The organism is Salipiger sp. CCB-MM3 (assembly GCF_001687105.1).
Taxonomy (GTDB): Bacteria; Pseudomonadota; Alphaproteobacteria; order Rhodobacterales; family Rhodobacteraceae; genus Salipiger.
The window spans coordinates 534929-557813 of sequence record NZ_CP014596.1 but is presented as its reverse complement, the minus strand read 5'-3'; the positions used below and the strand labels follow the sequence as shown (position 1 = coordinate 557813).

22 protein-coding genes are annotated in these 22885 nt (G+C 65.6%); 8 read left to right on the top strand and 14 right to left on the bottom strand.

Annotation, left to right across the window (positions count from 1 at the left end; all coding sequences use genetic code 11):
* Window position 1: 1 nt before the first annotated feature.
* Window positions 2–1345, bottom strand: coding sequence for a Na(+)-translocating NADH-quinone reductase subunit A (locus AYJ57_RS16425; protein WP_066108410.1), 1344 nt, complete (start codon window positions 1343–1345; stop codon window positions 2–4).
* A gap of 164 nt (window positions 1346–1509) precedes the next feature.
* Between AYJ57_RS16425 and AYJ57_RS16420 the strand changes: the two genes are divergently transcribed.
* Window positions 1510–2538, top strand: coding sequence for an FAD:protein FMN transferase (locus AYJ57_RS16420; RefSeq protein ID WP_066108407.1), 1029 nt, complete (start codon window positions 1510–1512; stop codon window positions 2536–2538).
* A 35-nt stretch (window positions 2539–2573) separates the two neighbouring features.
* On the top strand, window positions 2574–2822 hold the full coding sequence (gene nqrM / locus AYJ57_RS16415; protein ID WP_066108403.1) for a (Na+)-NQR maturation NqrM: 249 nt from the start codon (window positions 2574–2576) through the stop codon (window positions 2820–2822).
* 247 nt (window positions 2823–3069) lie between these two features.
* Here the strand turns inward: nqrM and AYJ57_RS16410 are convergent, their stop codons facing one another.
* Window positions 3070–3252, bottom strand: a complete 183-nt coding sequence (locus AYJ57_RS16410) for a hypothetical protein (RefSeq protein WP_066108400.1) — start codon at window positions 3250–3252, stop codon at window positions 3070–3072.
* Window positions 3253–3332: 80 nt separating this feature from the next.
* Between AYJ57_RS16410 and AYJ57_RS16405 the strand changes: the two genes are divergently transcribed.
* Window positions 3333–3854: a CBS domain-containing protein gene (locus AYJ57_RS16405; RefSeq protein ID WP_066108396.1), complete on the top strand. Its 522-nt coding sequence runs from the start codon at window positions 3333–3335 to the stop codon at window positions 3852–3854.
* Window positions 3855–3924: 70 nt separating this feature from the next.
* Here the strand turns inward: AYJ57_RS16405 and AYJ57_RS16400 are convergent, their stop codons facing one another.
* The 8 genes from AYJ57_RS16400 to AYJ57_RS16365 form a co-directional block, all read right to left on the bottom strand.
* Window positions 3925–4599 (bottom strand): DUF1028 domain-containing protein, encoded by a 675-nt coding sequence (locus AYJ57_RS16400; RefSeq protein WP_066108393.1) that lies wholly within the window; start codon window positions 4597–4599, stop codon window positions 3925–3927.
* 6 nt (window positions 4600–4605) lie between these two features.
* On the bottom strand, window positions 4606–5031 hold the full coding sequence (locus AYJ57_RS16395) for a RidA family protein (protein WP_066108390.1): 426 nt from the start codon (window positions 5029–5031) through the stop codon (window positions 4606–4608).
* Between the two features lie 15 nt (window positions 5032–5046).
* Window positions 5047–6330, bottom strand: coding sequence for a flavin-containing monooxygenase (locus AYJ57_RS16390; protein ID WP_066108388.1), 1284 nt, complete (start codon window positions 6328–6330; stop codon window positions 5047–5049).
* 203 nt (window positions 6331–6533) lie between these two features.
* Complete coding sequence (locus tag AYJ57_RS16385; protein WP_066108386.1) at window positions 6534–7520, bottom strand: bile acid:sodium symporter family protein; 987 nt, start codon at window positions 7518–7520, stop codon at window positions 6534–6536.
* Between the two features lie 106 nt (window positions 7521–7626).
* Window positions 7627–9216, bottom strand: a complete 1590-nt coding sequence (locus tag AYJ57_RS16380; RefSeq protein WP_066108382.1) for a gamma-glutamyltransferase family protein — start codon at window positions 9214–9216, stop codon at window positions 7627–7629.
* Window positions 9200–10717 (bottom strand): tripartite tricarboxylate transporter permease, encoded by a 1518-nt coding sequence (locus tag AYJ57_RS16375; protein ID WP_066108378.1) that lies wholly within the window; start codon window positions 10715–10717, stop codon window positions 9200–9202. The genes AYJ57_RS16380 and AYJ57_RS16375 overlap by 17 nt, the downstream gene beginning before the upstream one ends.
* Before the next feature lies 1 nt (window position 10718).
* Window positions 10719–11234 carry a tripartite tricarboxylate transporter TctB family protein gene (locus AYJ57_RS16370; protein WP_066108376.1) on the bottom strand — a complete coding sequence of 172 codons (516 nt, stop codon included), beginning with the start codon at window positions 11232–11234 and terminating at the stop codon, window positions 10719–10721.
* Complete coding sequence (locus AYJ57_RS16365) at window positions 11231–12178, bottom strand: Bug family tripartite tricarboxylate transporter substrate binding protein (RefSeq protein ID WP_066108373.1); 948 nt, start codon at window positions 12176–12178, stop codon at window positions 11231–11233. The genes AYJ57_RS16370 and AYJ57_RS16365 overlap by 4 nt, the downstream gene beginning before the upstream one ends.
* Window positions 12179–12312: 134 nt before the next feature.
* On the opposite strand from AYJ57_RS16365, the gene AYJ57_RS16360 reads away from it, so the two are divergent.
* Window positions 12313–13197, top strand: coding sequence for a LysR family transcriptional regulator (locus AYJ57_RS16360; RefSeq protein WP_066108370.1), 885 nt, complete (start codon window positions 12313–12315; stop codon window positions 13195–13197).
* Window positions 13198–13212: 15 nt separating this feature from the next.
* On the opposite strand, the gene AYJ57_RS16355 is transcribed toward AYJ57_RS16360, so the two are convergent.
* Entirely contained in the window at window positions 13213–13488 is a 276-nt protein-coding gene (locus tag AYJ57_RS16355) for a hypothetical protein (protein WP_066108367.1), read from the bottom strand.
* A gap of 190 nt (window positions 13489–13678) precedes the next feature.
* Window positions 13679–14917 (bottom strand): aminopeptidase, encoded by a 1239-nt coding sequence (locus AYJ57_RS16350; protein ID WP_066108364.1) that lies wholly within the window; start codon window positions 14915–14917, stop codon window positions 13679–13681.
* A gap of 183 nt (window positions 14918–15100) precedes the next feature.
* On the opposite strand from AYJ57_RS16350, the gene AYJ57_RS16345 reads away from it, so the two are divergent.
* From AYJ57_RS16345 to AYJ57_RS16335, 3 genes are all read left to right on the top strand, one after another.
* Window positions 15101–15589 (top strand): NUDIX hydrolase, encoded by a 489-nt coding sequence (locus tag AYJ57_RS16345; RefSeq protein ID WP_066108360.1) that lies wholly within the window; start codon window positions 15101–15103, stop codon window positions 15587–15589.
* 38 nt (window positions 15590–15627) lie between these two features.
* A complete protein-coding gene (locus AYJ57_RS16340; protein ID WP_066110411.1) occupies window positions 15628–17109 on the top strand; it encodes an inorganic phosphate transporter in 1482 nt (493 codons plus the stop codon).
* A gap of 125 nt (window positions 17110–17234) precedes the next feature.
* Complete coding sequence (locus tag AYJ57_RS16335) at window positions 17235–19079, top strand: DEAD/DEAH box helicase (RefSeq protein ID WP_066108357.1); 1845 nt, start codon at window positions 17235–17237, stop codon at window positions 19077–19079.
* 246 nt (window positions 19080–19325) lie between these two features.
* Here the strand turns inward: AYJ57_RS16335 and AYJ57_RS16330 are convergent, their stop codons facing one another.
* Window positions 19326–20891, bottom strand: coding sequence for a DHA2 family efflux MFS transporter permease subunit (locus AYJ57_RS16330; RefSeq protein WP_066108354.1), 1566 nt, complete (start codon window positions 20889–20891; stop codon window positions 19326–19328).
* Window positions 20888–22048: an HlyD family secretion protein gene (locus tag AYJ57_RS16325; RefSeq protein WP_066108351.1), complete on the bottom strand. Its 1161-nt coding sequence runs from the start codon at window positions 22046–22048 to the stop codon at window positions 20888–20890. The genes AYJ57_RS16330 and AYJ57_RS16325 overlap by 4 nt, the downstream gene beginning before the upstream one ends.
* Before the next feature lie 143 nt (window positions 22049–22191).
* Between AYJ57_RS16325 and AYJ57_RS16320 the strand changes: the two genes are divergently transcribed.
* Entirely contained in the window at window positions 22192–22854 is a 663-nt protein-coding gene (locus AYJ57_RS16320; RefSeq protein ID WP_066108348.1) for a TetR/AcrR family transcriptional regulator, read from the top strand.
* Window positions 22855–22885: the final 31 nt, after the last annotated feature.

Below are 22885 nucleotides of genomic sequence, written 5' to 3'. Positions count from 1 at the left end.
CTTACCCCTCCTTCTCGATCTTGGTGAGGCTGTCGCGCAGGGCGATGCCATATTCGTATTTGGCCGGGCAGGCAAAGCCGCAGAGGCCAAGATCCTCTTCGTCCAGCTCCATCGCGCCAAGCGCCTGAGCCGTGTCGGTGTCCATCACCAGCAGCGCGCGCAGCAGCTGAGTCGGCAGGTAGTCCTGCGGCATCAGCTCTTCGAAAGTGCCGATCGGCACCATGGCGCGGCGGCCACCGTTGAGGTTCGAGGTCAGCGCATAGAGCTTCTTGGTGAAGGCGGAGCCGAGCACCGGCTGAACCGCGAACTTCGACGGCATCGGACGAATCCAGCCCATCGGAATCTGTTCGTGGTCTTCCTTGATCACCGTGATCTGGCGCGCGTAGCGGCCCAGATAGGCCGTCGGTCCCTCGCCAGCGCGACCGCTGAGGATCGAGCCCGAGATCACCCGCAGCGGCGTATCGGTCTTCAGATCATCGCCGAGCAGGTCGGTCATCGACGCGCCCGCCACGGTGCGCACGAGGCGCGGACGGCTGCACATCGGACCCGAGAGCGCGATGGTGCGCGACGAATCAAGCTTGCCGGTTTCCAGCAGCTTCCCGATGGAAATCACGTCGTGATAGCCGATGGACCAGACCGTCTTGGCGGTCGACGGCGGCTCGAGGAAATGCATGTGCGTCCCGGCAAGACCCGAGGGGTGCGGCCCCGAGAAGCCCGCTGCGGTGATTCCCGGCAGGTCCGCGCCGGGCACGTCCTTGCCGATTTCCTGACAGAGGTAGGTCTTGCCCTCGGTCAGCGCGGTGATTGCCTGCAGGCCACGGCTGAAGGCAGCGCCATCCTCGGCGATGATCGCCGCGGCGTCGCCCGAGAGCGGCTCGCTGTCCATCGCGGTGACGAAGATCGCCGCGGGACGCGCGTCGGCGGCGGGAACCTTCGAATAGGGGCGGGTGCGGAACGACGTCCACAGGCCCGACGCACAGAGGCGCTCGGCCAGACCGTCCGCAGTGCTCGAATCCCCTACAGAGGAGAAATCCACCGGCTCTGCTGCGCTCGGGTCGACCTCGATCTCGACGCTGATCAGCACGCGGCGGGCGCCGCGGTTGATCGCCTTGATTCGGCCAGATACCGGCGCAGTCACCTGCACTTCGGGGGTATCCTTATGGGCGAAGATCGGCGCGCCAGCGGCGATGATATCGCCCTCCTGAACCGCCAGTCTCGGCTTCAAACCGATGTAATCCTGCCCCAGAACTGCAACGGTCCGGACCGCTGCACCGTCTTCGATTCCGCCTTCGGGTGTCCCCAGCACCGGGACATCGAGACCTTTTCTCAACGTATATTGCTGCACGTCGCTTCGTCCTGTCCATTTTCCGGCAGCCTTATGCGCCGCTAAGCCGCAGTTTGGAAGAGTTTGACGAGAAAGTTTCGAATTTAATATTGAATCACCCGCCAAAACGGCTCAGAAGCCCTTTGTCTCATCGTCGACCCAACAGTTTCTTGCGGAGATCCCGGATGAACCCTCTTACCTTCTCTCGCCGTAGCTTCCTCGTGATGCCCTTTGCATTGGCAGCGTGCAAGAAAGGATGGTCTGTCCTCGAACTCTCCGGCCTGACCATGGGCACCAGCTACTCGATCGCTGCGATCGACCACAGCAACAAGATCGACAAGGCCGAGCTTCAAAAGGCCGTGGACGCCAGCCTGGCACAGGTGAACGCGCAGATGTCGAACTGGGATTCCAGCTCGGAAATCTCGCGCTTCAACGCCGCAGGCGCCACCGACGACTTCGCCGTCTCGCATGAAGTCGCGCATGTGATGAAAGCCGCGCAAGAGATCAACGCCGCCACCGATGGCCGCTTCGATGTCACCGTTGGCCCGCTGCTCGACCTCTGGGGCTTTGGCGCAGGCAAAACCCGCTCCGACATGCCCAGCGATTCGGAAATCGCACAGGCGCTGGCCTGCTGCGGCCAGTCCCAGTCGGTGAACGTCGGCGACCGCGCTCTGCAGAAGATGCGCCCCGACGCAGAAGTTTACCTGTCGGCGATCGGCAAGGGCTTCGGCATCGATCAGGTGTCGCGCACCCTCGCCAGCTTCGGCATCACCGACTACATGGTCGAGGTCGGCGGCGATCTCTACACCGCGGGCAAGAACCCCGATGGCCAGCCGTGGCACATCGGCATCGAGACGCCCGAAGCCTTCAACCGCGGCGTTCAGCAGGTCGTGGCCGTGTCGGACATGGGCATGGCGACCTCGGGCGATTACCGCAACTTCTTCGACTACGAAGGCAAGCGCTACTCGCACATCATCGACGCCACCACCGGCCGTCCGGTCACCCACAGCACCGCCTCGGTGACCGTGATGACCGAGAACGCCATGCTGGCCGACGCTTGGGCGACCGCCCTGCTGGTGCTGGGCCGCGAGCGCGGTCTCGAGATCGCAAATGAGCGTGATATGGCGGTGCTCTTCATTGATCGTGCCGGCGAAGCGGGCGACAAAGGCTTCGAACTGACGCCGAACAAGCGCTTCACCGCGCTGCAGGCCTGAGCCTAAACCGCCGCAACCGCTGAAAGGAGGGCGCAGTGTCGACCTTCATCCTTGCTTTCGGACTTCTGATGATCGTGATGCTGGGCATGGCGCTTGGCGTCATCCTCAACGGGCGCACGATCAAGGGCAGCTGCGGCGGGCTCAACGCCATAGCCGGCGCCGATCACTGCGTGGTCTGCAAGCAAGAGATCGATCCCGACAGCCCGCTGCGCGACCGCCTGCATTGCCCCAAGGCCCGCAAGATGCTCGAGGACATGGAGCGTGAGGAACGCGCCACCACCTGAGTTGCGGATCACCTGACAGATAGCGAAACGCCGGCCCAAGGGCCGGCGTTTTCGTTTGTCGGAACTGACCGTGCCGCGCGAGCCGGGCGAGCGCCGGCCCGTGGGATGGCGCCGCAAGTTCTGAACTCCGCGATTTATAGCAGCCAGATCCGAGCGCAATCAACACGTCGTGCAATGTGGCCAAAGCGCCAGCCCGCCGGGACGGGCAGGCGCTCGCCCGGCGGCTTCGCCTTGGTTCCGGGCAGCCTTACCCCCCGGTCAGCGGCGTCAGCCCAAGTACCAGCAGGCAGACCGCCGCGACCAAGCCGAACAGCCACAATTGCCAGCGCGGCCCCTCGGCCTTCCACACGCTGCGATAGCGATATCCCGCAAGGCAGGCGATCACGAAGATCACCGTTGCGAGGGCCGGTGTGAGCGTCATCTCGGGCATGGGGCACGGCTCTCCGTCGGAATGCGTTTACAGGTGCGCTGATTGCACTAACCTAAGAGAGGTTCAAGGAGGGGAGCATCATGCCCGCATCATACAAGCCTCATACCCGCGACGACGACCAGCACGAAACGACTCACAGCCAATCGATCGAGACGAATCTCTCGGCTGCCGAAGCGACGGTCGGCCATGTTCTGGACGCCAAGAGCGGCGAGCTTTTCTGGATCCAGCCGCAGGAGACCATCGCCGAGGCGGTGAAGATTCTGCGCGACAAGCGGATCGGCGCGCTGCTGGTGAAGGACCCGCAGGGCGAACTGGTCGGCATCCTGTCCGAGCGCGACGTCGTGCGGCAGCTTGCCGACACCCCCGGCGGCACGCTGCCCAAGACCGTGGCCGATCTGATGACCTCCGAGCTCGAGACCTGTGGGCGCGACGAGACGCTGGTGCGGGTGCTGCGCCGGATGACCGACGGGCGGTTCCGTCACCTGCCGGTGCTCGAGGACGGCGCGCTGATCGGCATGGTCTCGATCGGTGACGTGGTGAACTACCGGCTCACCGCGCTGGAATATGAGGCGCTGAAGCTCAAGCAACTGATCGTCGGCTGAGCCGCCGGACCCTGAGCCTGAAGGCAAGGCGGCCCTTGGCCGCCCTGCCCTGCCTTCACCTGACCTGCCGTTATTCGTCGCCCGGCACACCGTAGGACGGCGCGTCGCGCGGATCGAGCGCGCGTTGCACATAGGCGTCCATCTGCGGCTTGTAGACTTCCCACGCTTTGGCAACCGCGTCGATCGGGCACGCCTCGGTCCAGTCGCAGCGCAGGTCGGCCACGGGCCAGCTGACCTGATCGACGATCTTCATCCCCGCCGAATGCACCGGCCCCGCCTCGCCACCCGCCATCAGCCCGGCGCGCAGCGCCGCGATCAGCCGGTCCCCAATGTGCCCCGTGGCACCAAGATAGCCGTCGACCATGGCCTCGGGCACGCTGTCATTGGCCAAAAGATTGCCGCCCGCCGCAGCGTTTTCGGCCTGCGCCTGCGTCCAGATGCCCAGCGAGTTCGGCCCCGAGTGGATCGCGGTGCGGCCCGCGCTGTCCACCGCCAGAACCTGCCGGTATTCGATGAACTTGCCGCGCGCGCGCACCTCTTCGATGGCCTCGGGCGCGGATTTGCCCGCCTGCATGAGGTCCAGCGCCAGCGGCCCGAGCGAAGGATCAGTGACATTCTGCGAGGACACAGCCCCGACCCCGGCGCGCGCATAAGAGCAGCGCGCCGCGACGGCGGGCGACGAGGACGAGATCACCAGACCGAACATGCCGGTCTCGGGACAGCGGGCGACGAGCGAGAAAGTCATGCGGGGTCAGCCCTTGTAATCATGGGGGATGACAGCGGTCGCCTCGATCTCGACCAGCCAGTCGGGACGCGCCAGCGCAGTCACAACGAGGCCAGTGGACACCGGGTGCACCCCCTTGATGTACTCGCCCATGGTCCGGTACACCGCCTCACGGTTGCGCACGTCGGTCAGAAACACCTGCACCCGGCACACATGCTCCATGGCGCCGCCGCATTCTTCCATCAACTGCTTGATGTTCTGCATGACCTTATGGGTCTGCTCGACCGGGTCATGGCTTTCGATGTTCTTGGCATCGTCGAGGTTCTGCGGACACTGACCGCGCAGAAACACCATCTTGCCCTCGGCGACCACCGCCTGACACAGATCGTTGTCGAGCTTCTGCTCGGGGTAGGTGTCCTTGGTGTTGAACTTGCGAATGCGGGTGTGGGCCATTTGGCGCTCCGTTGGTTATTCTGCAGCTTCGCTGCCGCTGCCAAGGCCACGGGCCTCGGCATCATAGGTGTCATAGGTGTGCTGGATGGCGATCTGGTCGGCGATGTGCTTTGCATCGTGCCAGACCCCCCAGATAAAACTCGAGCCCCGCCGGGACAGCCACGGCAGGCCGAGGAAATAGAGCCCGCGCTCGGGCGAGACGCCGCGCTGGTGACGCGGGCGGCCGGTTTCGTCGAACACATCGAGCTCCATCCAGCCGTAATCGAGCGCATAGCCCGTGGCCCAGATGATGCTCGTGATCCCCGCCTCGGCCAGATCCAGCGTCTCAAGCGGCGACAGCATGCAGTCCGGATCCGGCAGAAGCGCACGGGCCTCGGGCTCTTCGGGCAGGTCGAGCCCGTTGCGCGCCACGAAAGCGTCGGCCTTGTCGAGCATGGCTAGGTAGTCGGCATCCCCGCCCTCGACATTGGCGCGCAAATCCCCGGCAAAGCTGATGCGCCCTGCGGCGTAGCTTTCCGTGCGGCCCACCAGCGTGATCCCTTCCGACGCGAGACGGCGGAAGTCGATGGTGCGCCCGCCCTCGGCGCCGCTGACGGCGATGGTCACATGCTCGGTGCCGGGCGCCGGGGCTTCGATGTCCCAAAGGCCCAGAACCCCCAGCCACCAGACGAAATCGCGCTCGCGGTAGCGCCGCGGCGGGCGCCCATGCGGGCCGACCGAGAGATAGACCTGCCGCCCGGCCCGGTTCAGCTCATCCGCGATCTGCACGCCGGAGGAGCCCGCGCCGACCACCAGCACCGCCCCCTCGGGCAGCGCCTGCGGGTTGCGATAGGCGGCGGAATGCAGCTGCGTGACCGGCGCGTCCTGCGGCACCACCGGCGGGATCACCGGCCTCTGGAACGGCCCGGTCGCCGAGACCACGTTGCGCGCCTCGATCACCCCGTCCGAGGTCTCGACCCGGAACCCGGCCTGCCCGTCCAGCCGCGTGAGCCGCGTCACCTCGACGCCGCAGCGGATCGGCGCGCCCAGTTTTCCGGCGTAGCGCTCGAAGTAGTCGGCCACATCGTCCTTGCCGACGAAGGCCTCGCCGTCGCCGTCGAACTCCATGCCGGGAAAGCGGTCGTGCCACGCGGGTCCATTGGCCACCAGCGAATCCCAGCGCCCGCTGCGCCAGCGCTCGGCGATACGGTCTTTCTCGAGCACCAGATGCGGGATGCCCGCGCGCCCCAGATGCTCGCTCATGGCCACACCGGCCTGACCGGCGCCGATGACGAGCGTATCGATGGTTTCCTTGGGCATGCGCAGTCCTTCCGTGGCGACGGGCCGATACTGCCCCTTCTAACGCTCGGGAAACATCGAAAAAATTACGAAGTTCTTCTGCCTTGATTAGGCTTTGCCTATGCCGCCGCCAAAGCAGGCAGGCAGGGAGAGAGGGAGGCGTCTCAAAAAGAAAAAGACCCGGCGCCAGCCGGGTCTTTTCGGGTATCGCATTGGGAAGCCGCTCAACTCGCGGGCACTGCGCCCGCCTCTTCGCGCCGGGCCGCCTTTTGTGAGATGAAGGCACAGACCAGCAGTTGGCTCATGTGATAGATCATCACCGGCAGCACGATCGCGCCCACCTTGTCCGCCGCGAAAAGCGCCGTTGCGATGGGCAGGCCCGATGCGAGGCTCTTGGTCGAGCCGCAGTAGAACAGCACCGCCCGGTCCGGATACGGCAGGCCGAAGAGCTTTCCGGCTCCGACCATCAGCCCCATGGTGATGGCAAGAAAGACCAGCACCACCAGCGCCAGCATGATCAGGCTGGCCACCGGGATCGACTGCCAGAGCCCAGACACCGTGCCCGCGCTGAACGCCGAATAGACGATCAGCAGGATCGAGCCACGGTCGACCACCATGGTCAGAACCTTGTGCTTCTTCACAAAGCCCCCAATCCACGGCCGCGCGATCTGGCCAACCACGAAGGGCAGCAGGATCTGCGTGCCGATCTTGATCACCGAGTCGAGGCTGACGCCGCCATCGCCGGTGTGCAGCAGCAGCGCCACCAAGAGCGGGGTCAACACCACGCCGACGATGTTCGACACCGAAGCGGCGCAGATCGCCGCGGGCACATTGCCGCCCGCGATCGAGGTGAAGGCGATCGACGATTGCACCGTCGAGGGCAGCACCGACAGGAACATCAGCCCCAGCGTCACCGTCGCCCCCAGCGCGGGCGAGAAAATCGCCGCCAGAGCAAGACCGATCACCGGGAACATCAGGTAGGTCGCGGCGAAGGTCAGCCCCTGCAGCCGCCAGTTCATCAGCCCCGCGCGCACCGAACTGGGATCGAGCTTGGCGCCATAAAGAAAGAACAGCAGCGCGACGGCCCAGAAGGTCACATGCTTCAGCCCGGCTGCCGCCACGCCCTGCGCGGGCAGCAGCACGCCAAGGCACACCGTCGCGATCAGCAGCAGCATATAAGTGTCGATGCCGATGCGTTTGAGATACTTCATCTCGTCTCCTGCTCTTTCCTCGTCGGCGCGCGCGCCGCTCCCTTCAATGGCGAAGGCGCGGCTTGCCCCGCGCCCTCACCCAAACTTGCGGGGGTCTGCCGGGGCTTCAGAAGCCCGCGGCTTGCCCATCCTTACGCGGATCCGAGCCCGCCGCATAGCCGCCTTCCGGCAGACGATGCACCAACTGTGCTCCGCCGAAACCAAAGGCGTTGTCCGGGGCTTCGATCTGCACCTTGTGCCCAAGCGCTTTGAGCCCGTCCAGAAGTTCGGGCGCCATGCTCGGCTCACAGGCGACGTCGAGCCCTTGGATCATCCGCCAGCGCGGGGCGTCGGCGGCGGTCTGCACGTCCTGCTCCCAAAGCTCGGTGCGCAGCAGCAGCTGCATATGGCCCTGCGCCTGGATCGGACCGCCCATCATGCCGTAGGCCATGAGCGGCTGACCGTTCTTCATGGCAAAGCCCGGAATGATCGTGTGGAACGGACGCTTATCGCCTGCCACCTGATTGGGGTGCCCTGCTTCGGTGGTGAAGCCGAAACCGCGGTTCTGCATCGACACGCCGGTGCCCGGCACCACCACGCCCGAGCCAAAGCCCGCATAGTTCGACTGGATGAAGCTGATCATCATCCCTGAGGCATCTGCCACGTTCAGCAGCACCGTGCCGCCGCGCTTCGGCGCACCGGGGCCAAAGTCCTGCGCCTTGTCTTCCGAGATCAGCGCCGCGCGCGACTTCAGATACTCGGCATCAAGCAGCGCGGTCTCGTCGACCTCGGTCATATGATCGCGATCGGCGACGTAGGCGTGCAGGTCGGCATAGGCCAGTTTGATCGCCTCGATCTGTAGGTGCACGGCGGTCAGATCGTCCGGGCCATGCTCGCGGATCGAGGTGTGCTGCAGCATCCCCAGCGCCATGAGCGCGGCGATCCCCTGCCCGTTCGGCGGGATCTCGTGCAGTTCCACATCGTCAAAGGACTGGCTGACGGTGCCGCACCAGTCGGGCTTCTGAGCCGCGAGATCTTCCATCGTCATCGCGCCGCCATTGGCGTTCGAGAAGGCGATGATTTCCTCGGCGATCTCCCCTTCATAGAACGCACGGCCCTTGGTCTCGGCAATCGCCCGCAGAGTGCGCGCAGCGCCCGGATTGCGGAACCGCTCGCCCGCTTTCGGCGTGCGCCCGCCGGGCATGAAGGTCTCGGCGAAACCGGGCTGCTTGCCCAGCGTCTCGGCCCCCTTGGCCCAAAGCGTGGCGATCACCGGCGAGACGATGAAGCCTTCCTCGGCATAGCGGATCGCCGGAGCCAGCACCGTCGCCAGACCCAGTTTGCCAAAGCGCTCCGACAGTTCCACCCACGCGCTGACCGCACCGGGGACGGTGACCGCGTCCCAGCCGTGCTGCGGCATGCCATTGGGGAACCGCTCGGGCGACCATGCCGCAGGCGCGCGGCCCGAGGCGTTGAGACCGTGCAGCTGCTTGCCGTCCCAGAGGATGCAGAAGGCATCCGAGCCAAGGCCGTTGCCCGTGGGCTCGACCACGGTCAGCGCGGCGGCGGTGGCAATCGCGGCATCCACCGCGTTGCCGCCTTGCTGCAGGATGGTCAGCCCGGCCTGCGTGGCAAGAGGCTGAGAGGTCGCGACGACGTTCTCGGCCAGAACGGGCGAGCGGCGCGACGGGTAGACGGGATCATGACGCAGACGCATCGGAACTCCTCCCGGAGGTTTTGCGGTGTTTGAGGTGGCCGCGGATCGCCCAGGCGATGGAAAGCACGGCTGCGATAAGGAAGATCAGGCTGATCGGGCGGGTAACGAAAAGCATCGGGTCGGCATCGGTCATCAGCGCCCGGCGCAGGTTGGTCTCGGCGATCGGGCCAAGGATAACGCCCAGCACCAGCGGCGCCAGCGAATAGCCGAGCGCGCGCAGCGCATAGCCCGCCACCCCGATGAAACCGAGCAGGTAGAGGTCGGTCACCCGGTTGTTCAGCGCGAAGGAGCCGACGACGCAACAGACCATCACCACGGGGACGATCAGCCATTTCGGCACCTCGGCGACGCGCAGGAAGAGCCGCATCGACAGGACCGAGACCACCAGCATCATCAGCGAGGCCACGGCCATGGCGACGAACATGCCATAGACCAGATCGGCGTGATCCATGATCAGCCGCGGGCCCACGGAAATGCCGTGCACCATCAGCGAGGCCATCAGGATCGCATCCACCGCCGAGCCCGGAATGCCAAGCCCGATCAGCGGGATAAGACCGCCACCGGCAGTCGCCGAGTTGCCCGCCTCCGAGGCGACGACGCCATCGGGATTGCCCTTGCCGAAGCTGTCCGGGTCCTTGGAATTGCGCTTGGCCTGATCATAGGCGACGAGGTTGGCGATCGAGCCACCGGCCCCCGGCAGCGCGCCGATCAGCACGCCGACGATGGACGAGCGGATCAGGTTCACCGGACGCATCAGCACTTCTTTCATCACTTTCCAGGTCTGGAAGTCGATGGCGCCGGTGACCAGCGCATTGCCCGAGCGGACGGATTTGGCGTCCTCGACCTCGGAGGTCAGCTGCGAGATCGCGAAGATGCCGATCAGCACCACGAGGAACGGCAGGCCCGACTGCAGCATCTCGATGCCGAAATCAAAGCGCGGACGACCCATGATCGGATCGGCGCCGACGGTCGAGATGGCAAGACCGATCAGCCCCGCCAGCATGCCGCGGATCACGCTGTCGCCCACCAGCGAGGCGACGATGGTCAGCGCGAAGACGATCAGCGAGAAATATTCCCACGGGCCGAGTTTCACCGCGAACATCGCCAGCGGCGGTGCGGCGACGATCAGCACCAGCGTCGAAATGATGGTGCCAAAGAACGAGGCCCAGACGCCCAGCGACAGCGCGCGTCCCGGCTCGCCGCGGCGGGCCATGGGGAAAGCGTCGAAGGTGGTGGCGACCGACGAGGGTGTGCCGGGAATGCCGAGCAGCGCCGCCGAGATCAGCCCGCCGGTGTAGCCGCCCACATAGACCGACAGCATCACCGCGATGCCCTGAAGCGGCTCCATGGTGAAGGTCAGCGGCAGCGTCAGCACGATGGCCATGGTGACGGTAAAGCCGGGGATGGCGGCGGCGATGATGCCCGCCACCGAACCGGCAAGCATGTAGATCAGCGTGGCGAGCGTGAAGATCTGCGCGACGCCGGAGATAAAGCTGTCCATGTCAGAGCACCCCGCGCGGCAGGAAGACGTTGAAGACCTCGGCAAACAGCCAGTTCAGCCCGAAGGAGAACACAACCGCCACGATCACCGCGATCAGCATGGTCGCCGGACGGCGCGGCATCAGCACCAGTTCGACCCCGAGGATGAAGAGGAAGCTGGCGATGGAGAAGCCCAGCAGCGGGATCAGGATCAGGTAGACCGCCAGCGCCGCCAGCGTCACGAAAACGAGGTAGCTGCGGCGCGCCCATGCGCAGGTCTGCGCGGCGAAACGGCCATAGGCGTCCGAAGGGATTTTGCGCAGCGCGTCGATGATGGCCACAACCGCCATCAAGGCGATGCCCGCAAAGACGATCTTGGGGAAGGCGCCAGCGCCGAGGCGCTCGAAACGCGATGTCGGAATCCCGGCCGCTGCAAGAAACAGACCGACCGAGGCGAAAAGGATCAGCACATAGCTCAGGAGACGGGCGATCTCGCCCGCCTCCTTCGCCAGCTTCTTGTCGTAGCCGGTCTCGCTCACGGTGCGAGAACCTCGGAGAGCGACTTCACGGTCTCGTCGAGCTTGGCGAGATAGGCGCTGTAGGCGTCCTGACCGCGGAACATGACCGATGCACCGGCATTGTTGGTCTGCTCGATGTAGGTCTCGTCCTTCGACAGCTCTTCAAGCGCCGCTTCCAGCGTGTCGCGGGCTTCTTCCGGCGCGCCCTTCGGCATCACGATGCCGCGGGTCACCTGCAGTTCGAGGTCCTGGCCAAGCTCGGCGAAGGTCGGCACGTCCGGGGTGGCGTCCATACGCTCGGTCGAGCCAACGGCGAGGAATTGCAGATCGCCGTTCTCGACGAATTGCAGCGACGAGGAGATGTCGCCGATCGCCGCGTCGAGGTTGCCGCCAACGAGGGCGCGGACGCGCTCGCCGGTGCCTTCATAGCCGACGTATTGGAACTGCAGGCCGTAGGCCTGTTCGATCATCGCCGCGTGCAGGTGCGGCACACCGCCCAGCGTCACGCCCATGGTGATCTCACCCGGGTGCTCTTTGGCGTAGGCGACGAATTCCTCGAAATCCGAGTAGTCCTCGGTCGGGTGGACCACAAGGTACTGCGGCGAGGCGGTCATCAGCGCGATCGGCTCGAAATCGTCCCACGCCAGATCGGTGATGCCGGTTTCGGTCGCGACCAGCAGGCCTTCGTGCACCTGGCTGATGGTGTAGCCGTCGGCATCGCGGCGCGAGGCTTCGCGCAGGCCGACAGTACCGCCGACGCCGGGCATGTTGATGATCGGCATCTCGGTGCCGAGATAGGGCTCGATGTTGCCGGCGATCAGACGCATCAGCGTGTCCGACCCGCCACCCGGCGACCACGGCACGATGAACTCGACCGGGTGATCGGGGTAATCGGCGGCGCTGGCGGGCGCGGCGATCATGGTGGCTGCGGTAAGAAGGGCGGCAAAGCCCGTGCGGAGTTTCATTGGGAGGCTCCCTGTTGCGAACCGGCGGTTTGCCCGCCAGTGGTTTTGCTTGCGCCAAAAGACGTAACACAAGCTCGAGCCACACAAAGCGCGTAATTATTGCCATCATTTGTAGTTTTACTTAACTTACAACCATGGATACACGTCAGCTTGAAACCCTTCTCGCCATCGAGCAGCACGGCGGCTTCGCCGCTGCGGCGCAGGCGGTCAATCTCACCGCCTCTGCGGTCAGCCAGCAGGTCTCAGCGCTCGAGGCAGAACTGGGCGTACGGCTCTACGACCGCACGCGCCGCCCGCCGGTGCTCACAGCCAAGGGCGCCGAAATGCTGCGCTCTGCCCGGCAGATCCTGCGCATCGTGACCGAGACCAAATCCTCGGTCAGCGGCGGCGAGGTTGGCGGAACGCTGGCGCTCGGCACATTGCGGACCGGGGCCAACTCATTGGTGCCGCAGGCGCTGGCGTCCCTGCGGGGACGCTTTCCCGAGCTGACCTATCGCCTGCGCATCGGCATGTCCGAAGAACTGATGGCCGAAGTGGTCTCGGGGCAGCTCGACGCCGCGCTGGTGGCCGAGCATGTGGCCGTGCCGCCAAGCCTGCGCTGGACCGAGGTGCTGAGCGAGCCCTTGGTGGTGATCACCCCGCCGGGCACCGGCGGGCTGGCGATCCAAGACCTCATCCGCCGCGTGCCCTATATCCGCTACCGCACGCAGGTGCCGCTGGCCCGGCAGATCGACACCGAGATCGCCCGGCTTGGCGTGGCGCCGCGGCAGGTGGTGTCGGTCAATACGATGACGGCGGTGGTGGGCTGCGTGCGCGCGGGGATGGGCTTTGCGATCATCCCCTATGTGGCGCTGCAGGATTCGATCACCGCGGCGCTGGATTGGTTTCCCTTCGGCGCGCCGCCCATTCACCGCAGGCTCGGGCTGGTGCAGCGCCCGACGAGCAGCCGCGCAGAGGTGCTCTCTGCGCTGATCGCCGCGCTGACCGAACACGGTCGCCCGCGCGACGATCACGATTGATCGCGGCAGATGCCCTTAGCTGCGGTCGTCGAGGATGCGCGCCAGCGCCGGGTCGTTGCCAAAGAACGGCTCGGCGGTGAGGGCCATCTCGCTCGACTGGTCGGGCTGGATCATCAGGCGTTGGCGCAGCTCGTTCTGGAACGGGCTGATCTTGCCCGACCGCCGGGCGCGCGCCTTCAGAAGCTCGCCTTCGATCGCGGCATCGATGTCGTGATACTCGCCCCGGGCCACCAGACCCTCGGCATAGGAGAGGATCTCTCCGCTTATGGTCACCGTCCGTGTCTTGCGCATGAACCAACCCCCCTCACTCGTGTGGCAGCGGCGGTCAGTGTAGCGCGAGTCGGCCCATGGGCCATCAGCAAAATTAACGTTGCGTTAAGACTTTTGTCGAAACTGCGACCTTAAGGAAAACCGGCCCGGACGGGGGAAACCGTCCGGGCCGGGTGCTGTCATTGACGCGTGCGCCAAAGCGCGCGCGCGATCAGGCCCATTCGCCCTTGCGGAAGACCGGCACGCGGGTGCCATCCGTGCGAATGCCGTCGATATCGGTCTCCGGCCCGCCGATCATCCAGTCGACGTGGATCATCGAGCTGTTGCCGCCCTTGGCCGCGATCTCCTCGGCATTCAGCGAGGCGCCTTCGAGGAAGCACTTCGAATAACACTGGCCAAGCGCGATGTGGCAGGCGGCGTTCTCGTCGAACAGCGTGTTGTAGAACAACAGACCCGACTGCGAGATCGGCGAGCCATGCGGCACCAGCGCCACTTCGCCAAGACGCGCCGCGCCCTCGTCCGTCGCCAGCAGTTCCTTCAGCACCGCCTCGCCTTTCTCGGCCTTCGCCTCGACGATGCGGCCACCTTCGAACCGCACCTCGATGCCGTCGATCAGGCTGCCCTGATGCGACAGCGGCTTGGTCGACCGCACGGTGCCTTCGACCTTCTGCGCGTGCGGCGTGGTGAACACCTCTTCGGTGGGGATGTTGGGATTGCACTGCACGCCGTTCTGCGCCGAGCTGGCCCCGCCGTGCCATTCGTGGTCGTCGGCCAGCCCCACCGTCAGATCGGTGCCCGGCCCGGTGAAATGCAGCGCCGCGAAACGCTCGGAGTTCAGCCATTCGGTGCGTGTGCGCAGCGCGGCGTTATGCTCGGCCCAAGCAGCGACGGGATCGGCCTGATCGACGCGCGAGGCGGCAAAGATCGCCTCGGCCAGCTTGGCCTGCGCCTCGGGTTCGGAAAGCTCGGGGAACATGCGCTTGGCCCATGCCACGCCCGGCCATGCGCAGATCGACCAGTTGATCTTGAAGTTGGTGATCTCTTCCATCGCCGGTTTGTAGGCCTTGGAGTTGGCCTTGCCGACTCGCGAGACCTTTGCCGGGTCCTGTTCAGCAAGCAGCATCGGGTCCTCGCCGACGATCGCCATGCGCGCCGCGCCCTCTCCGAAGGCCTCGGCCATACCGTTATAGAGCCAGCCGGGAGCCACATCGAAAGTGACGTCCTGCCCGTCCTCAAAGCGCGCGAGCGCAACCTCCGAGTCCGAAAGCAGCGGGGTCACCAGCGAGGCACCGGCGCGATAGGCGGCGCGGGTCACCGCCCGCACCAGCGGCAGCGCCGAAACCGGTGCGGTCAGCACAAGCTGCTGACCTTCCTGCAGGTTTACGCCGGTGCGCACGGCAACCTCGGCAAGGCGGTCGATCAGCTCGGGGTCGATGGCTGTGGACGTCATGGCAAGCTCCTTGAGTCTGTTTTGAGCGGTAAGCTGTGGCTCCGCCGGGCCGCCGTCAAGCAGATGAGCGCAGCAAAAGCCCATCCCCAAGGCCGATGACCATGCGTCACAGATGCGACATAAAAGCGACAGAGCCCTATGACAGATTGATGTCGCCGATCCTTTGGTGTTAGGAGGCCCGCCATGTTTCGGAAACTCTTGCATACGCTTCTTGGCCCGGCCTTCCGGCGGCCGCCGCGATTCCAGATCGCGGCGATGTGCTACCGCTATGCCCCGGACGGCGGCGCGCTTGAGGTTCTGCTGATCACATCGCGCGACACCGGACGCTGGGTGGTGCCCAAGGGCTGGCCCAAGGCCGGGCTCGACGCCGCAGGCGCCGCGATGGGCGAGGCGTGGGAAGAGGCCGGGGTCACCCCGCCGGACGTTCCGCCCACCGAGATCGGCACCTACCACTATGACAAGCGGCTTGATGGCGGCCTGCCGGTGGACACCAAAGTGCATGTCTATGCCACCGAGGTCACGAAACTCGAAGATAACTTCCCCGAGGCCGGGCAGCGCGAGCGGCGCTGGGTCAGCCCCGAAGAGGCTGCGGGCATGGTTCAAGAACCAGAGCTCAGCGCCCTGTTCCGCCGCCTGCCGGCGATCCTGAAAGCGCTCGAAAAGTTTCGCTGACCGCCGCTCTCTGACAGACACGGATGAAGGATGCGGCGATGAGCGCGCATGACACCAATAAAGATTGGCCGACGCTGGACAAGGACCTCAATCGGATGTCCCTGCTCGAGTCGGCGTCGCTCTATACCGCGCGCCCGCTCGTCGGTCTGGGCGTCTCGCTGGTCTTTATCGCCCTGATGGCGCTGCTCGCCGGTCTTGTCGCCGGTGCCACGCCCGGCACGATGATCATCGTCGTCGCCGCCGCCTTCGGGGCCTATATGGCGCTCAACATCGGCGCGAACGATGTGGCCAACAACATGGGCCCCGCCGTGGGCTCGAACGCGCTGTCGATGGCCGGGGCCATCGCCATTGCCGCGATCTGCGAAAGCGCCGGCGCGCTGCTGGCAGGCGGCGATGTGGTCTCGACCATCTCCAAGGGCATCATCGACCCCACCAGCCTCGATCATGGCGGGCTCTTCGTGCAGGCGATGCTGGCGGCGCTGCTCTCGGCGGCGCTCTGGGTCAACCTCGCTACGTGGATCGGCGCGCCGGTTTCCACCACCCATGCCGTCGTTGGCGGCGTGATGGGCGCGGGCATCGCCGCGGCGGGCTTTGCCACGGTGAACTGGCCAACCATGGGCGCCATCGCCGCAAGCTGGGTGATCTCGCCGGTGATGGGCGGTGTGATCGCCGCCGGTATGCTGGCCTTCATCAAGTGGCGGGTGATGTATGTCCCCGACCGCATCGCCGCCGCCCGTGTCTGGGTGCCGGTGCTGATCGGCCTGATGTCGGGCGCGTTTGCCACCTATCTCGCCCTCAAGGGCCTGAAGAAGGTGATGCATATCGACATGCCGATGGCGCTGCTGATCGGCCTTGGCGCCGCGATCCTCATCGGCCTGATCTCTGTGCCGCTGGTGCGTCGCCAGTCCGAAGGGCTGGAAAACCGCAACGCCTCGCTGAAGGTGCTGTTCCGGCTGCCGCTGGTGGTCTCGGCGGCGCTTCTGTCCTTCGCGCATGGCGCCAATGACGTGGCCAATGCGGTTGGCCCGCTGGCGGCCATCGTCGATGCCCTGCAGACCGGCACCGAAGGCGCGTCCGAAGTGTCCATCCCGCTTTGGGTGATGGTGATCGGCGCGGTGGGCATCTCCTGCGGTCTGATCCTCTTCGGCCCGCGGCTCATTCGCATGGTCGGCAGCCAGATCACCAAGCTCAACCCGATGCGCGCCTATTGCGTGGCGCTCTCGGCGGCGGTGACGGTGATCATCGCCTCGTGGCTGGGCCTGCCGGTCAGCTCCACCCATATCGCCGTTGGCGGCATCTTCGGCGTGGGCTTCTTCCGCGAATGGTACATGGCCCGCCGCGCCCGCAAACTGAACAAGGCCAATGGCCGCAAGCCGCTTCCGGTGGAAGAGCGTCAGCGCCGCAAGCTGGTGCGCCGCTCGCATTTCCTGACCATCGCCGCCGCGTGGGTGGTCACCGTGCCGGCCTCGGCGCTGCTGTCGGCGGTATGCTTCTATCTCATCTCGGCCATGCTCGGCTGACCCTAATCGACGCTTTACGGACTCGGATGCAGGGTATATAGCGCACCCTTTCCCGGCGCCCTGACTCGGTCTGACTCCTCGTACCGACATCCTTCGCCGACAGTCCTTGGATCGGATCTCAGACTTTGAAACAGACCCTCGCAGCCGCTCTGCAAGCCCGCGGATACGAAACACTCACCCCGGTACAGGAAGCGGTGACCGACACCGCGCTCGCCGGTGCCGACCTTCTGGTTTCCGCGCAGACCGGCTCTGGCAAGACGGTGGGCTTCGGCCTTGCCATCGCCCCCGCCGTTCTGGGTGACGCCGAAAGCTTCGGCGCCGCCGGTGCCCCCGAAGCGCTGATCATCGCGCCGACGCGCGAGCTGGCGCTGCAGGTGAAACGCGAACTGTCGTGGCTCTATGCCGAAGCGGGCGCCGTGATGGCCTCCTGCGTCGGCGGCATGGACGCGCGCACCGAGCGCCGGGCGCTGGAGCGCGGCGCGCATATTGTCGTTGCCACCCCCGGCCGTCTTTGCGACCACCTGCGCCGCGGCGCGCTTGACCTGTCGCAGGTCAAGGCCGTGGTGCTCGACGAGGCCGACGAAATGCTCGACCTCGGTTTCCGCGAAGACCTCGAGACCATTCTCGAAGCCTCCAACCCCGAGCGCCAGACCCTGCTCTTCTCGGCCACCGTCTCGCCGCAGATCGCGCAGCTGGCGCAGCGCTACCAGCGCGACTCGCAGCGCGTTTCGGTGCAGGGCGGATCGAAGCAGCACTCGGACATCTCCTATCAGGCGATCACCGTGGCGCAGGGCGATCAGGAAAACGCGATCACCAACCTGCTGCGCTTCCACGAAGCGCCCAACGCCATCGTTTTTGCCAACACCCGCGCCACCGTGGCACGGCTGGTCACGCGTCTGACCAACCGCGGCTTTGCCGTGGTCGGCCTTTCGGGCGAGCTGAGCCAGGACGAGCGCAGCCACGCGCTGCAAGCGATGCGCGACGGTCGCGCCCGGGTCTGCGTCGCCACCGATGTGGCCGCCCGCGGCATCGACCTGCCGAACCTCGATCTGGTGATCCACGCCGAACTGCCGCAGAGCAACGAAGCGCTGCTGCACCGGTCGGGCCGCACCGGCCGCGCCGGTCGCAAGGGCATCTCGGCGCTGATCGTGCAGCTGCGCGACCGCAAGAAGGCCGAGCGCATCATGCGCTTTGCCAAGGTCGAGGCCGAATGGCTCGAAGCCCCCAGCGCCGATGCCGTCCTTGAAAAGGACGAAGCCCGCCTGATGGGTGATCCGATCTGGACCGATCCCTCGCCCGAGACCGACGAGACGCTGATCAAGCAGATCACCGAGAAATATTCGGCGGAGCAGATCGCCGCCGCCATGGTCCGCCAGTGGCGCGGCCTGCGCTCGGCCCCCGAGGAACTGCTGCCGGTGGATGCGCGCCCCGAGCGCGCGCCGCGCTCCGAGCCCTTTGGCCCGAGCCGCTGGTTCACCGTGACCGTGGGCCGCGAAGGCAATGCCAACCCGCGTTGGCTGCTGCCGAAGATCTGCCGCGCCGGCCAGATCACCCGCGAGTCGCTTGGCGCCATCCGCATCGCCGACGAGCTGACCTACGTCGAGATCGCTGCCAATGCAGTCGACGGTTTCCTCGAAGCGCTCGGCCCCGACATGGAAGTGGCGCAGGGCCTCGTGATGGAAGAGGTCGATGGCCTCCCCGAAGAGCTGAAAGGCGCGCCGCGCGGCCCCAAGAAGCCCGGTGGCTTCAAGAAGGACGGCGGCGGGTTCCGCAAGGAAGGCGGCTTCAAGAAGAAGGCCTTCGGTGGCCCCGGCAAAGGTGGCTTCAAGCGCAAGTCCGAGGACGGCGACTTCGACCGCCCGCGCCGTGACGGCGACAAGCCCAAGGGCAAGTTCGGTGCCAAGAAGACCTTCCGCGACACCGACGGTGCCCACAAGAAGGCCGGCCCCAAGAAGCACCGCAAGGGCTGAGCCACCGCTTACAGAATGACAAAGAGGCCGCCGGAAATTCCGGCGGCCTTTTCTGTTGGGTTTGGACATGTTGCGAGCGGGGCGAGCGCCGGCCCGGGGGATGGCGCAAAAGCCCTTGAGGTTTGCGCTTTATCTCTGCCAAATCCGAGCACCCCGCGAGCGCTGCACAACAATGACAAAGCGCCAGCCCGTGGGGACGGGCCGGCGCTTGCCCGGCGGCCTTCGGCCTTGTTCCGGGCCGCAGCGTCAGTGCGCCGCGCCCCCTGCCCCGGCTTTCGGCGGCTTCATCGCCAGCGCCATCACCGCCAGCCCGGCAAAGAGCACGGTGATCAGCATGAACACGTCGATGAAAGACATCACCGTCGCCTGCTGCGCCACGCGCCCGGCCATCTGCTGCAGCGCGCCCTTGTCGCCGTCGATGCCCTGCGCCGCGAGGTTCTGCGCAAGCATGTCGAGCTGCCGCAGCGCCTCGGGGTTGTTCCAGTTCACCGCCTCATTGAGCCGCGCCGTGTGCAGCGCGCCGCGGTCGGTGAGCAGCGTGTTGATCACCGCCAGCCCCACCGCGCCGCCTAGGTTGCGCATCAGGTTGTAAAGGCCCGAGGCGCTCTTCATCTTCTCCGGCGGCAGAGTGCCAAGCGCGAGGTTGTTGATCGGCACCATGCAGATCATCAGCGACAGCCCGCGTAACACCTGCGGCCAGAGCAGCTCTTGGAAGTCCCACTCGGCGGTCATGCCGGTCAGCATCCACGACGACACCCCGAAGCCCAGAAAGCCCAGCAGCAGCATCAGCCGCAGGTCCATCTTCGACGACAGGATCCCCGCCAGCGGTGCCGAGGCGAACATCGCAAGCCCCGAGACAAAGACCGTCTGCCCGGTCATCAGGCTGTCGTAGCCGCGGATCGAGCTCAGATAGAGCGGGTAGAGATAGGTCATCCCGTAAAGCCCGATGCCCATCACGAAGCTGAACAGCGATCCGACGGCAAAGTTGGTGTCGGAAAAGGCCGAGAAATCCACCACCGGGTTCTTTAATGTGAACGCCCGCCAGAAGGTGATGACGCCGCCCACGACCATGACCACGAACAGCACGGCGACGATCTCATCCTGAAACCAGTCGTTGCCCGGCCCTTCTTCCAGCACGTATTCCATCGCGCCAAGGAAACAGGCCAGCGCACCAAGGCCGATCCAGTCGAATGTGTCGAAGAGCTTCCACTCGGGCTTGTCGAAATCCACCAGCGCCAGCACGCCGATCGTCACGAGGATGCCCGCCGGGACGTTCACCAGAAACAGCCAGTGCCAGCTCATCGCGTGGCTGAGATAGCCCCCTACGGTGGGGCCAACGGTGGGCGCGAGCGTCGCCACCAGCCCGATCATCGGCGAGACGATGGCGCGCTTCGAGGCCGGGAACAGCGTGAAGGCCGCCGCGAAAACCGATGGGATCATGCCGCCGCCCAGAAAGCCCTGCACCGCGCGCCACAGGATCATCTCATTGATCGAGCCCGACGTGGCGCAAAGGAACGAAGCGACGGTGAAGCCCCCCGCCGACACGGCAAACAGATAGCGCGTCGACATCATCCGCCCCAGAAGGCCCGACAGCGGGATCATGATCACCTCGGCGATGAGATACGAGGTCTGCACCCAGCTGATCTCATCTGACGAGGCGCCAAGACCCGCCTGAATCTCTGGCAGCGAGGCCGAGACGATCTGAATGTCGAGGATCGCCATGAACATGCCGAAGACCATGACGAAAAACGCCGCGACCCTGCGCGGCGTCAGCTCGGGTTCTCCGGCCTGGATATCTGCGTCGGTGCTCATTCCGAGACCCCTGCAACTTCGGTGCCCTCAGGCGCCGTGCGCTGGTCGATCTCCACCACCACCGACAGGCCCGCGCGCAGGCCGGGGGTGTCCTCGGGCAGTTCGATCCGCACCGGCACCCGCTGCACGATCTTGGTGAAGTTGCCGGTGGCATTGTCCGCCGGCAGCAGCGAGAAGACCGAGCCCGTGGCCGGCGCGACCGAGACCACGCGGCCTTCGATCTCATGGCCTTCCAGCGCGTCGATGCTGACCTTCGCGGTCTCGCCGGGCTGGATATGCGCAAGCTGGGTTTCTTTGTAGTTGGCCTCGACGTAGAGCCCGTGGTCCGGCACCACCGCGGCAAGCCGCGCGCCGATGCTGACCAACTCGCCCTCTTCGATGGCGATATTGGCGACCGTGCCGTCAAAGGGCGCGCGCAGCACCGTGTGATCGAGGTCGCGCTGTGCCTGCGCGATGTCGAGTTCCATCTCGCGGCGGCTGCTCTCGGTCTCGGCGCGCTCGGCCTTCAGCACTTCGACCTGTGCCTCAGCCCCCTTGATCGCCGCCTCGGCGGCGGCCTTGTTCGCCTTGGCGGTCTCCAGCGCCTCATTGGCATCGTCGAGATCGGCCTGCGAGGTCACCTTGCGCTCGGCCAGTCCCTGCGCCCGCACCTGAGCCGTTTGCGCCGTGCGCAGCGCGGCCTCGGCGGCGGAAAGCTCGGCCTCGGCCTGCGTGACGCTGGCCTGCGCCGCGGCGGTCTGCGCGTCGATCCGGGCCAGCGTGCGCTCGAGCGTCGGCAATTGCGCCTGCGCCTGTTCCAGCGCGATGCGGTAGTCGCCATCCTCGATGCGCACCAGTACATCGCCTTTAGAGACATGCTGGTTGGCCTGCACCGGGATCTCTTCGACGTAGCCCTGCAGCTTGGACGAGACCAGCGAGAGATCCGCCTGCACATAGGCATCGTCGGTCTCGACCATGAACCGCCCCTCGGTCCACCAGCCATAGCCCTCATATCCCCCGGCCAGCAGTGCGATCAGCGCGATCCCCCCAAGGATGCGCTTCTTGCGTCCGGACTTTTTCGGCGGCGCCGCGTCTTCGTGAGTGGTGGCCTGTTCAGGCTGCGGCGCCGCGGGACGTGTGTCGGGATCGGTGGCTTCAATGCGGTCGTGACGGGACATGGGGCGGACTTTCGGATCTCGGGACAAAGCACCAAGCGGGGGGAGATTCGACAGATCGAACCGCTCGGTTCGATACCACATAGGCGGGTGCCGTTACGAAATCAAGACTTCATCGAACCGCCTGGTTCGATTATATCAGAGGCATGAAACTCGATATCCTCTCGGAGCGGGCCAAGGCCTGCGCGCAAAAACGCCGCCACGCGGCGGGCGAAGATCCTCAGAAGCGCCGTCAGATCCTCGACGGCGCATGGCAGGTCTTTGTCGATCAGGGATTCGACGCCGCCTCGATGAACAGTATCTGCAAGGCGGCGGGGGTCTCGAAGGGCACGCTCTATGTCTACTTCGAGAATAAGGAAGATCTCTTCGTCGCGCTGGTCGAGGAGAAGCGAAAGGATTTCTTTGATGGCATCTTCGAGCGTCTGGCCGACGCCGGGACCATCGAAGAGAGGCTCTTTGCCTATGCCATGGGCCTGTCGACGCAGCTTAATTCCGAAGAGGTGATCCGCGCGCAGCGCATCGTCATCAGCGTGGTCGAGCGCATGCCCGAACTGGGCACGCGCTTTTACGATGCGGGCGCACGGCACTTCCTAAGCTGCCTGCAGGATTTCCTGCAGCGCGAGACCGAGGCGGGCACCCTCAAGGTCACCGACACCGAGCTTGCCGCCGGTCAGTTCGTGGAACTTTCGACCACGCTCACATGGCGGCCGCGGCTCTTTGGCCGCCGCCCCGATGCGCCGAGCGAGGATGAAATCGCCCGCGTCGCAAAGGACGCGGTGCGGGTTTTCTTGGCGGCCTACGGCACCTGAGGGCGCTTAAAGCCGCCGCCGGGCAAACTGG